Annotated in this window: 9 protein-coding genes and 1 pseudogene; all 10 read right to left on the bottom strand. The window is 57.7% G+C overall.

The genetic code is table 11. The annotated features are described in order from the left end of the window. On the bottom strand, positions 1-1,877 hold a 1,877-nt coding region (locus AABO57_15985), incomplete at its 3' end, for a FecR family protein (protein MEK6287240.1). Positions 1,878-2,225: 348 nt separating this feature from the next. Further along, a complete protein-coding gene (locus AABO57_15980; protein ID MEK6287239.1) occupies positions 2,226-3,584 on the bottom strand; it encodes an amino acid permease in 1,359 nt (452 codons plus the stop codon). Between the two features lie 70 nt (positions 3,585-3,654). Then, on the bottom strand, positions 3,655-6,240 hold the full coding sequence (locus tag AABO57_15975) for an amidohydrolase family protein (GenBank protein MEK6287238.1): 2,586 nt from the start codon (positions 6,238-6,240) through the stop codon (positions 3,655-3,657). 155 nt (positions 6,241-6,395) lie between these two features. Further along, entirely contained in the window at positions 6,396-7,733 is a 1,338-nt protein-coding gene (locus AABO57_15970) for a hypothetical protein (protein MEK6287237.1), read from the bottom strand. 59 nt (positions 7,734-7,792) lie between these two features. Next, positions 7,793-8,056, bottom strand: coding sequence for a hypothetical protein (locus tag AABO57_15965; protein ID MEK6287236.1), 264 nt, complete (start codon positions 8,054-8,056; stop codon positions 7,793-7,795). A gap of 35 nt (positions 8,057-8,091) precedes the next feature. Next, complete coding sequence (locus AABO57_15960) at positions 8,092-8,394, bottom strand: HigA family addiction module antitoxin (protein ID MEK6287235.1); 303 nt, start codon at positions 8,392-8,394, stop codon at positions 8,092-8,094. After that, positions 8,387-8,679 (bottom strand): annotated as a pseudogene (locus tag AABO57_15955) (type II toxin-antitoxin system RelE/ParE family toxin). The gene AABO57_15960 and the pseudogene AABO57_15955 overlap by 8 nt, the downstream one beginning before the upstream one ends. 57 nt (positions 8,680-8,736) lie before the next feature. Further along, on the bottom strand, positions 8,737-9,921 hold the full coding sequence (locus AABO57_15950) for a glycosyltransferase family 4 protein (GenBank protein ID MEK6287234.1): 1,185 nt from the start codon (positions 9,919-9,921) through the stop codon (positions 8,737-8,739). 8 nt (positions 9,922-9,929) lie between these two features. Next, complete coding sequence (locus tag AABO57_15945) at positions 9,930-11,057, bottom strand: radical SAM protein (GenBank protein ID MEK6287233.1); 1,128 nt, start codon at positions 11,055-11,057, stop codon at positions 9,930-9,932. A gap of 154 nt (positions 11,058-11,211) precedes the next feature. Then, positions 11,212-12,450 (bottom strand): hypothetical protein, encoded by a 1,239-nt coding sequence (locus AABO57_15940; protein MEK6287232.1) that lies wholly within the window; start codon positions 12,448-12,450, stop codon positions 11,212-11,214. Between the last annotated feature and the right edge of the window lie 116 nt (positions 12,451-12,566).

Here is a 12,566-nt window from a genome sequence, read left to right as displayed (position 1 = left end):
ATCTGCTGGCGCGACTGCTCCTGTTGGACCTGTTGCTGAGCAGCTTGCTGTTGCGGACCGGCTTGCTGTTGCTGTTCAGCCTTGCGCTGCTGCTTCATCTGCTGGCGCGACTGCTCCTGTTGGACCTGTTGCTGAGCAGCTTGCTGTTGCGGACCGGCTTGTTCCTGGCGCATGAGCTGGCGCATTTCACGACGCGCAGACTTGTCACCCTGCTCAGCGCGTGCCGCAAGCGCAGCCATCCGCGGGTCATTCTCCTGGGATCGAACCACAGGTTGAGGCAAGCCATCGCTGCGGCGCGAGGTTGCGAACTCACCAGTCTCATTGATCCGTAGCTTGTTCTTTCTCTGCTTCTCGGGCGCCACCTCGGCCCTCAACGCCTTGGCGAGATCTGATCGCACGCGCCAGGCTTCAGGCCTTGCGCTAGCAACAACCGGCCTATTGAAAACTTCCTGCTCGTCGCGCGCGAACCTGAGTCTGCGCCGCCCGTCGTCGCGTCTTATCGCAAGCTCCCGAATGCCTTTGACTGCAAATGGGTCGAGTACCTGGCGCGAGTTGGCAAATGCCCTCGGATCACCGGTGGTGAAGACCCCGGGACCGATCACCCGATTCAGCGATCTCACCGGGACGACGGTCACCGCTCCGGGCGCGTTGAAGTTCACAAAGGTCCTCTGAACGGTCACGACGTTGATGACTTCCTGCGACGCAAGGTATCGCGGCCGGAAACTCTCGTCGTAGTATCTGGGGACATACACCTCTCCGGGCCCCAGCGGCACCCAGGCGATCTCCTCCGCTAACGGAATGAAAGCGACTGGCGCCGGGCTATATTCTCGTCGAGTCCTCAGATCACCCGGTACCCAGAACCACCTTTGATTCACGGAAGCCCATCGGCCGTAGTGATAAGGCGCCCAGCCCCACTGCTCGGAAGAAACCCACGACGGACCCCACAGGTCGTCGAGATCCCATCGGCCCGAGCGGAACGGCGCCCACCCCGCACTTACGCGCGGCGCCCAACAGCGTCCGTAGTTGTCGACGTCGACCCAGTCACCATAGTTGTCCAATTCATAAATGCCCGGTATGTCGGCCGAAAGATATTGCGAGCTGACCGAAGTGCGATACGCGTCGTAGTAGAAAGGATCTTCCAAATAGGCGTCATAGTTTTGATAATGCCCATCGTAAGTGCTCGGGTATCGGTCGCGGTAATAGTCGTCGACGATGTTGCCGGCCAGGTTCGGCGCCAGCCTGGATGCTAACGCTTCAGTCGCCACTGCTCCTACAAGAGTGAACATCTGACCGTTGCTTATGTATCCGTCCTGTCCGACTACTTGAGCAAGCCCGCTGAGCACGGAGATGATCGCGTTGTCACCGTCCATGCCGACTTGATAGAGTCCCGGCTCGGTGAAATGAACTGCGCCGCAAGGCGTCGCGACCTCGTACAAATCGTCGGCCTCGAGCGGCCCGACGTCGAACAGCGCTGAACCGCTTCTCAGGGCCAACTGCGTTCTGTCTTCTTCAAGCGAAAGCACGTCCAGCGACGTGCTCGGATTCAATTGAACATAGTCGCGTCCGGTAAGCGCGATCGAGGCACGTGAGCCGTCGCGCGCGAAGATACGATCACCAACACTGACCGGGGTATTAAGCGTGGCTTCAGCCCAATCGAGCTCTTTATCCTCGTACGCGGCCCGGGCGATCCCCACGCTACCATCTACTCGATCTATTCGCGCGGCGTACGGCTGCACCGAAGTATCAGCATTGGCGTCATGGCTGCCGCGGGTGAGCAATAGCGCTACCCCGGATACCGCGACGATCAGAATCAATGCGGCTAATATTGCGACCCGCGGCGAAACGCTGGACAGCCGATTAGTAAATTGTTTTAACATCTGTTCCACCCTCCTCTTTCGCTAGCTCGTTGGACTATCGTTGATACTGCAACAACAATGCCCGAACCTCACCGCTCTATAGCGATGCTGAGACCGAGGGATGAGTTTGCTGAGCTGTCATTAGACGTTTAGTGACGGCATTTAGCGGGTGGTTTGAAATGAGACGAGCAGGCGAGCAATATGCACGATATGGTGTCTGACTCTGATCAATGCAGAATCGAGTTCGGCGGTGTATTCACTAGGCACGCGCACACCAAAGCCGGGCCAGGCCAGGGAGATCTAACTCAAGCTCGAGTAAAGCGCCGATGATTTTGGGGATGTCGCATGATCCTAAGCTTGTCACTCAGTTCACGCGTCGGGACTCACAGATGATTCGAGAGCCGGTGTGCCGCGCGAGCGCCAAACCAGGTAAGCCGGCAGTCCGAGCACGATGATTCCCAGCGCGAGCGCGGTCTTGCCAGGTTGGTCTCTCAGATTGTTGACTAGAGTATTGGTCACCAAAACAAACGCGGCGGCGATGAACAACAGCGGAGTCCATGGATAACCGGGGACTCTATAAGGTCGCTGCGCTTCGGGCAGCCGCTTGCGATAAACGAAGATCGTTGCTGCCGACAGACCATAAAAGATCCACCCGCAGAAGACGACATACGTAAACAACTCTGTGAAGCTCCCGGACACCGCGAGCACGGCGGACCAAAGCGAACCTGCTACGATCGCGAACGCCGGAGTGCCGAACCGCGGATGAACTTCGGCGAGCTTCCGGAAGAACAAACCGTCGTTGGCCATCGCGTAGTAGACGCGGGGACAGGTCAGGACGTTGCTGTTGGCAGCGCTGAAGACAGAAACGAGAATCGCGATTGCTATCAGTTTTGCCGCTGTGGGGTTCACGACCAGAGTGAGGGACTCGGCGGCTACGCTTGTCGAGCCGGCGACGCCTGCAGGCCCCAGCGCCGCCAGGTAAGCCATATTCGCGAGCAGGTAGATTGAGATCAAAGCCGCGGTTCCAAACAATAGTGCGCGGGGGTAGTTGCGCTGAGGGTTCACGACCTCGCCCGCGCTGAAGGTCACGTACTGCCATCCTTCATAAGCCCAGAGCACGCCGATCATCGCCAGCCCGAAACCAGAAACCAGCGAGCCGCTGAAGGCACTCGGCCATATCGCGGCGGTCGATGTACTGAAGCCCTTCCCAAACGCCAACAGCGCAACGGCCATGAGCAGGATCGCGCCAACCTTTATTCCGGTTGTCCAGTTCTGCAAGTCGGCGCTCTCTCGAGTGCCCTTGACGTTCACCAGGGTCAACACCGCGATCATTCCGAGCGAGACGACTTTGATCATCGGAACCGACAACGGAATAATCTGCGACAACGTCGTGCTGAACGCCACGGCAAGCGTCGCGATCGTGCCGCCATTCATCGCAAAGAACAAGGTCCACCCGAACAGAAAAGCCGGGAGCGGACCGAAGCAATCGCGAAGGTGAACGTAGAGTCCGCCGGCCTTCGGATTCACGGCGCTCAACTCGCCGTAGGTCAGCGCCCCCAGCAAGGACAACACTCCGCCCACCAGCCAAACCAGCATCGCCGGTCCGATCTGGCCGCCCGCTTGTCTGAGGACTTCGCCCGGCACTAAGAATATTCCGGACCCGATCACCGATCCGATCGTGAGCAGGGTCAAATCGCGGAGGTTGAGCACGCGAGCTAGTTTGGTCATGAGTGTGGAGTCCTGAGTCTTGATAGTGCCTTAGCATCGAGAAAATTGGAGGCAAGCCACCCTTTCCGCTTTACTTTGCGTACACAACCCGGGCGCCGACGATCGTGTAGACCACTTCCGTCTTCTCAATCTCATCAGGGTTCAGGCGGAAAATGTTCTTCGATAGCACAACCACATCAGCCAGCTTTCCAACTTCAAGCGAGCCTTTGTTCTTCTCGGCAAACTCGGCGTAGGCGCACGATGAGGTATAAGCTCGCACTGCTTCTTCGACTGATATTTTCTGCTCGGGGACCCATCCGCGAGGGTTCCTTCCATCGATGGTTTGGCGCGTCACCGCGGCGTGAATCCCGAGGATTGGCGACAGCGGAGCTACGAACCAGTCTGAGCCGAATACCAGCGTAGCGCCTGAGTCGAGCAGCGACCTGAACGCGTAGGTCGTCCTGATTCGAACCGGACCTATTCGCTTCTCGGCCCAGCGACCGTCGTCGATTGCATGATAGGGCTGCATCGACGCAATCACGCCGAGTTTGGCAATTCGCGAAATGTCCGCCGGTAACAAATGCTGCGCGTGCTCGATGCGGAAGCGGCGGTCGCGCGGGCCATTCTCTTTGGCGACTTCCTGATAGTAGTTGAGCAGAATGTTGTTCGCTTTGTCACCGATGGCGTGAATCGAGCATTGCAAGCCGGCTTTGTCAGCTTCTTTGATGTTCTGTTTGAGCTTGCCTTCAGGAATGTTGTCATCGACCATCAACCCCGAAGTCTTAGGCGCATCGGTGAACGGTTCGAAGAACAATGCAGTCGTCGAGCCCAGCGAGCCGTCCATAAAGGCCTTCAGCCCGCCGAGCCTCAACCAGTCGTCGCCTTTCCCCTGCCGGGCAACGGCGTCGGCCTGACGCTTCCACTGGCTCATCGGAGTGCGGGCGTACACGCGCACAGTCAACCGGCCCGCGCCGCGGAACCTCTTGTATGCTTCATAGTCGTGCCAGGGCGTTATGTCCTGAATCGAAGTCACTCCGACGCGCGCGGCTTCGGCGAGCGAAGCCTTGAGCGCTTCGTCACGCTCCGCTTCGGTTGCTTGCGGAATAGCGCGATACACCAGATCCATCGCGTCGTCTTTCAGAATGCCGGTCGGCTCGCCGGTCTGACCGTCTCGAACAATCGTTCCACCGGGCGGGTCTTTGGTTTCTCTTGTTATGCCGGCCAATCGAAGAGCTACAGTGTTGGCCAAAGCCATATGGCCATCGAGCCGCGAGACGAACACCGGATTGTTCAATGTATGGCGATCGATCAGCTCTTTAGTCGGCAGCGGACCGCCCGGCCAGCGCTCGTGGTCCCAATCGCCGGCCGTTATCCACCGGCCGGCGGGGAGCTTCGCGGCGCGATCTTTTATGCGCCGCGCGAACTCTTCCGGAGTCGCCGCATCGCGCAGCTCGACCGATAGAAGATGAAATCCGCCCTCGATGAAATGAGTGTGATCGTCGATGAAGCCCGGCAGCGCAAGCTTCCCGTTAAGGTCAATCACGCGAGTCTTCGAATCGATGAGCTTCTTGACTTCATCATTCGACCCGACAGCGATGATCCGTTCGCCACGCGAGGCGATGGCGTCGGCCCAGGGTCGCGACTTGTTCCCGGTCCAGATGCGGCCATTGACGATTGCGAGTTCGGCCAGGGGCGGCGTTCGCGAGAAATCGTCGGCGATCATTCGAGACACGAACGGAATGATATCGGCCTGCTTGCTGTTGTCAACGGTGAAGACCGTGAGGATGTACTCGGCTCCGTTCGGCAATCTGATGTAAGCCGCATCGTGGCGCGTGCTGGAGGTCCATCCCGCCTTCGAGTAATACTGGGAGCCCGGCGGCACGGACTTTCCCGCGAACCTGGTTGCTTGATCGTCAGCATCATCGCTCTTCGATTGCGGATCGCGATGCAGCAAGCCCATCATCGCGTGACCGCGAACGGGCGAAACCGCGCGGCCGGTGACGATCTCGCAGACCAACCGCGCGACGGCCTCGGTCGTCAGCTTGTTGCGGTATTCGAAGTTCGGCCCCAACCCTTGCCGTTCGCGTCCGTAAGGGCCTTCACACCAGGTCTTCTGATTGACGTTGATCTTTTCGTAGCCGAGGCCCGCGAAGTAGCGATTGATCGCGTTGCGCCTGTTCATCCATTCGCTCAGGGCGGCTTCATCAAGCTCCGGCCCATCGGTTGTGCCGGTCAGCGCATCCACCACGTAATGCGTCGCGTCATTTGACGACTCAACGATCATGTCGTGAAGCGCCCGCTCGAGCTCGGACGTTTGCTTCAATACACCGGTCTCCATTTGATGATGAGCGGCGACGAGGTAAAAGAGCTTCACAACGCTGGCCGGATACGTCTGCTCTTGCCCGCGATGGCTGGCCCACCCAGGACGCTCGCGGTCGTTGAGATCGATCACCGTAAGCGCGATCTTATCCGCGGTCAGGCCGCCGCTGCCAAATTTTTCGACCGCTGCGGCAACGGCATCGCGAGTGAGCTTTTCAAGCCGCGACGACTGCGCGAACGACAGCTTGGGTCCGGTCGCACCCGTTTGGGACATGACGATTGCCTGGCTCGCAAAAAATGCTGCGGCCAGTAAGCCGAATTGGATTAGCTGAACCCGCCATGATCGCTGGGGATTCATCAGTCACCTCCAGAAATACTGAACAAGAGTTGTGGTAATCTCGGGGAACGAAGAGACGATGCGCAAGGGGAGGCCGGGCGCTGAAGCTTTCTCGGGATCAAAGCTGTAACAATTTGAACGCTTCAAGGATCGATTCAGACTCTTCCATCGTGGGGTCACTTGCTGCTGCTCGCCGCACCCTTCTTGCTTTTCCAGATCAGCTCGGCCACTCGTGACAACTGCTCGCGATTCTGCGCGCCTTCGATCAATACGACGTCTTTGCCTCGAAGCTCGATGGACGCAAGTCCTTCGTCGGTGTCAAACACGCGGGGCTGTGCGTTAAGGCCAGCCGGCTTGCCGAGCTTGTAGCGCTTCTCGGTGCGCTCCGAGTAGGCGTCAAAGAATTCCTTTGCGTCGTTCTCGGTGTCCCACGTCGTGTACTGCGCAAGCGCGACCGCGCCGGTAGCCTTCTTCTCGTAAAGCGCGTAACGATCGCCGCCCCACCCAGCGGCGGCGCGCTGCGCAGCGCGCTTAGGAATGAACTCCGCAAGCGCGACCAGATATCCGAACTCGCCATTCACATCCGCGTCAGCCTTCTTCCAATCGGGCCCGAGCGCCCCGCCGAGGTCGGGCAGCTCAATCTTCACCGGGTTGTCCCGATTGAGGAACCGCTCCGGGTGCATGATCTGCTCGGTCGAAGCGGGCAGGGTCTCGTAGCTCGAATCCAGCGCGCGCCACGAACTATTCTTCAACACTGCGGCGACGAAGCCCGCTCCGTAGAGGTATGGAAACTGGAGGTTCTCTTTCAAAACCTTTGGCGCGCTGGCCAGCACGGGATAGTTCTTAGCGTCGCCGTCGCCATCCTGGTCGAGCAAGCTGTCCGTCAACGAGCCGGCCTTCTTGATATCGAACTTCATACCCTGCTGCTCGAACTCGTACTCGATCATCACCAGGGTCGCCTCGCCTTCTATCAGCGCGTGAACTGCAAGCTCGGCGTCAGAGTCGCCCTTGGGCCAGGTCTCGAACCGGCCAAGGTTGAAATGCTGGTCCTGAAGCGCGTGAACCAACTCATGCGCGATCACTCGTTTCTGATCGGCGATCGGCAGCCAGGCAGCCAGATAGAACTCTTTGGTTTTTGGCTCATAGAAGCCCGCCACCTGCTCGCGCAGAAGCTGCACGATATAGTCGCGCAGGCGGAAGCTCCTGCTAACCAGCCCAAGCTTCACCAGCGTCTTCTGTCCCGCTTCGAACTCCGCAGGTGGAGTGTTCTCGTCCATGTCCTTTATTACCGCCTGCTCGATTTCGTCTTTGGTCTTGAGTGAGCTCTTTACGCTGTGCTTGATATCCAGAGCGCGCAGGCGGCTCACTACCTTGAGTATTTCCTCGGTCGAGTTGAGCGAGGCGGCATCCGGCTTGGCGATCGAAGGCGCGCCCTGTCGTGCCTCGTTCACCGAAGCCGTGAACAACACCAGCGCCAGCAACAGAGCGACGCCGGCCTTGAATCTCTTGTACATCAAAAACCTTTCGTTATGGGATTGGCTTCGGTGAATTGTCTACGTGGAGGATGGCTTTGTCAATTTTGGGCTGGATCGGGAAATGGCGGGCCGGCTTCGTTTCTAGAAAGCAAATCGTCCAAGCCAGATTCCTCAAGAACGTCTTCAAGTGTTCCCATCTCCTCACACGTCTCGATGAATCCCGCGATCGCATCGCGGATATTTCGTCGAGCCTCTTGTAAATCATGACCGCACGAAGATACATCAAGGGGAACACAGTGGGCGATCATGACGGCACCTTCTTCGAAGTAGACGACCGGTATAGCTTTGAGCTTGATGCTCATATCGTCATATTCTCTACAGACGTTTTCGTTTGTATTTAAGCAACGTAAGCGTGCACTTGTTTCTCGATTTCCGGACCAATCAAGCGACGGGCAACCCTCAGATCATAGTCGGCTTGAAGCCCCAACCAAACCTCGGAGGAGACGCGGAAGTACTTAGCCAGTCGTAGCGCAGTATCGGCGGTGATTGACCGCTTCCCTTTGAGGATAGCGCTAATCTTGCCGGGCGCGACTCCTATATCCCGAGCCAGCTTGTTGATGCTGATGCCCAGCGGCTTCATGAACTCCTCGGAAAGAATCTCTCCGGGATGGATCGGGTCAAGCTGCCTTTTGTTAGCCATGAATCACCTTAATATAATCAACGATTTCGACGTCATACGCGTCACCACTTATCCAGATGAAACAGACCCGCCATTGGTCATTGATGCGAATGCATGTTGTCCCCTCCGATCACGTTTCAGCGCCTCCAGCTGATTTCCAGGCGGCACGCGCAAATCCTGAAGCGATCTGGCGCGATGGAGGTATAGCAACTTTCTACGCGCGATTCGTTCAAACGCCTTGAATCGAGGAACATCAACGTCAGCAAACAACGCCTCCGTATCCTTAGATCGGAAGGACCGAATCATCTAGCAGCAGTCTATTACGCGTCGCGTAAACGGGTCAACAAGGTAGGCAACGTGAGGCTAAACAATCGAGGCCAGTTGTTCGCCGACTGCCACTGCGGGGTCCTTGACCGCGATGCCGTATGATGTCACAACCTTTTCCACGTTTAGTTTGAGATCAAACTTCGCTCTTGCTGCTGCGATGCCGGCGCGGCCCATGCGCTCACGCAGATCGCGATCCGCGACGAGCTTCAGAATTCCATCGGCAATGGCTGGAGCGTCGCCGCGTTCCACTACGAAGCCGGTCTTACCGTCTTCTACCAACTCCGGTATTCCTCCGACTCGCGTAGCCACCATCGCCTTGCCGCAAGACATCGCTTCGGCGATCACGTATCCAAAGACCTCTTCCCAACGAGAGACCTGGCAAACCACATCCGCGGCCGCGTAGACTCCTTCGGCCATCGGGTCTTCAACCTGGCCAGTCCAGCTCACGTTGGCTTCAAGACCCATCTCAATCGCCTGACGCGTGTATCGCTCACGATGAGCACCCTCACCGACGAACACAAAATGGACTTTGGAATTTTGAGAGATCACCAGTCGCGCGGCGGCGAGCAAGTCGCCGATTCCCTTCTCGGGAATGATCCAGCTCACCTGAGCTACCAGCATGCGATCCTCCGGGATCGAATGCTTGCGGCGAAACTCGGCGGCTCTCTCTTCTCCATCCGAGGCGCGGGAAAGATCCGCGCTGTTGTAGACCATCTCCAGCCTTTCAAGCGGAAACAAATCTCTGCCTGCCACACAGCGGCAGCCATATTCGCTCACCGTGATGACACGGGTAATCGGGCGATTGATCAGGCGCGCCACACACCGCTTCCAAAAAGGAGCGCGCTGGCTGACGTAGCCTTCAGGCTGCGAAGAATGATCGGTGAAGAAGACTTGCCCGACGGAATAAAGCTTCGCGAGCCACGGATACGGTCCGATGAATCCCGTAAAATGAAGATGGAGGATTTCGGGACGATAACGCCGCAGTATCCGCGACATTCCCCTTATCGCGCGCCACTTCGTTCGCCACGAGTCCTCGATCACCTCGATGCGGACGTTGGGGAGTTGCAGGTAGGAGCGCACCGCTTCGGGTGGCTCTTTCAGAAAGCAGAGGACGCTTCGCCATCCGCGCTCGCCGAGTTGAATTGACAACTCACGCGCGTAAGCCTCGGCGCCTCCGATGCGGGCCGGCTCAATGCCAAAAACTGAAACTACGGTGTTCACCTGAGACACTAGTACGAAGTGAGAACCGGGAGAGAGAGAACAGTCTTCTCTGCAACCGTGCAACGCCTGTCGAGGCAGCAACCGCTTTCCCACCACTGGGGCCGGCTTTCCCAGATATCTCGAATGCGCTGGGTCTTGATGTTGCCGACCGGTTCCATTCCGGTGCACACAGTCACATTACCGTCGGCTTCGAACTGCATCATAGTCAGCGCGGAGCACAAGGCTTTCTCTTCGTGCGCGCTGTGGCTCTGGGTGGCAATTCGCAAAGCATCCGGGTTGCGGAAATAAGGAATCATCGCCTCCAGTTGGGCGTAGCTGTTTGCGATGGGAAGCCCGGTTCGCTTGAGCTCGATCAGTTGCTCGACTACCGCAACCGCCTTATTGGGGTCATCCGGCCAGGTGTTGCTGTGCTCAAACCACTGGGCATCCTCGGCGGTGTTGTAGTTTTGCTCGATGGGTTGGTAGAACACGTGCATTCCATCCTGATTGGCGTAGTGTGCGACCTCGCAGACGTGCTCGAGGTTCTGCCGCATTATGACCGTCTTCAGCCGGATCTCGAAACCGAGAGCCTTCCCCTTGCGCACTCGCTTGAGCGTTTCGATTGAGGCGGCGGTCTTTTCGAAGAACTTCTCGCGGCCGCGAATTCTGTTGTGCACTTCGCCGATTCCATCCAGCGAGATCGTCAACCGCCAGGGCCGCGTGAGCGCCAGCTTCTCGATTTTAGATTGATCATCCCAGTAACCGTGGGTAAGGAACTCGATGAACAGCCCGATCGAAGAACCGTGAGCCGCTATGTCGATCGCAGCCGGGTTCAGCATCGCTTCGCCGCCGCTTATGAAAACGTGTACCGGGCCCAGCCACCCGCGCAAATCCGACAGCAGCATCTTCCAGCGTTCAGGGCTGGGAGAATCTTCTTTGCCGCGATTCTTCCAGATGTCACAGTGAACACAGCGCGCGTTGCAGCGGTAGCTGAGCATCAACCCAATAGAGGTAGGCCGGCAGCGTGAAGCCCAACGGCCGCCTCCGAACGTTCGTAGTCTGTAGTTGAGTCCCTCGTAAACTCGCTTGTAGGCGTAATTGAGCATGGGGAATTGCCTTGCCTCGTTGTCTATCATTTTCAGCACATTTGCGTTCAATCGTCCTGCTTGAACCTGACACCGGTAAGCCTCCCGACTCGAGAGCCACGGGTGGGAATTGCTTCAGTTAAGGCGTCAGACAAGCTGGTGATCTTCCACTCTGCTCATGAGATATGGCGAATGGTTTCGGTTCTCCACCCTATGGAAAAACCAGTCACTGATTCATCGGCGGGACTTTGATGATGAACACATCTCTCCGCGTGCTACCCCAGTTGCTGGTGAACGCTATGAATCTCCCGTCCCGGCTTATGTCGGCCCGAGGCGTGTCCCAGTAGTCCCGGTACGCCGAACGGTGATGCGCCAACCTTCTCACTTTCTGACTCCCGTCGGTCGACGCCTGGAAGATCTCGTTGCGAAACGGTCCAACCGGTCCGCTCCCCGTTGTGTAGTTGCTGATCACGCACCAGCCGTCGTTGTCCGCAAGCATCGAGACGTGATTCGACTGAGACCAGTCACTGCCGAAGCCGACCACCGGCTGGTACTGATGCGGCGCCGCAAGGTTTCTCACCGTGTACTGGTTGTTCCAATTGTCGTGCCCGACGACGATCTGCCGCCCGTTGTCGCTGTGCCCCGGAGAGAAGTCCGGCGCCGGGTCTGTCAGGTTCTCAACTACGCGCGTTTGAAGGTCGGTCACTTGAACGTCTACCGTTCGGTCAAACTTCGCCTTAACCACGAGGTAGCGGCCCGATTTGTCTACCTGAACCTCGTCCAGCGTCCCCATCTCCGCATAGCCCAGGATCTTGTTCTGATCTCGTCGCCAGACTAAATAACCGACGGGCTTGTAGTTCTTGTCTTTCCTGCTGAAGGCAAACACATTGTCGTCGAGGCTCTTGCTCATCTGACCCAGGAAGCCTTCCGTAAGCTCACCGCTGAAGTCTCTGATCAACGAGTATTTCCTTGTCGCCACGTCGTACGCGTAAAGCTTCTGGCCAACGTATCCGAACAGCAGGTTGGCGCTAGTCCCGCTCCATATCGCATCTTCGATAGAGAGGTATCCGCCGCCCCCCACCGGCTTATCGAACAGCGGGCCCTTGCCAAGGATCTGAAAGTTCATCGGGTCTAAGCGGTAGAGCCTGGGATTTTCGTCGCAGGCGATGAAAAACCGCGTACTATCCAGATTAAACGTCGGCCAATAGGAGTAGAAATTCTTACAGGACGTGCCGTCTCCTTCGTCAGTCACCCGCATCATCATTGTGCCAAATGCCGGATCGACAAACGTTCCCCCCGCCCGCGGCAGTTGAGGGGGGTATCCCTCGGAATAGATTCTACGGTCCGTGACTACCGCCGGCGCACTGCTCGCGGCCGGCGCCGGTGGTCTCCTGGTTTGAGCAGGAACTATTAGCGCTGCACTGACAACCAGCAGCGTTGCAGAATTCATAATCTTCTTCTTCATACCTTTTTATCGCGAGTCTGGGGCACGTTAAGCAGTTTGGTTGCGGGGTTGAGAAGATGCGTAGGGACCTGCCCGATTCTACGTTAGCCACACCCCCCGGGCAACAGTTTCCTGAA

The sequence above is a fragment of the Acidobacteriota bacterium genome (genome assembly GCA_038040445.1).
In the GTDB taxonomy this organism is placed as follows: Bacteria; Acidobacteriota; Blastocatellia; order UBA7656; family UBA7656; genus Onstottus_A; species Onstottus_A frigus.
The sequence above is the reverse complement of the archived record's forward strand: the minus strand, read 5'-3'. Positions and strand labels throughout refer to the sequence as shown.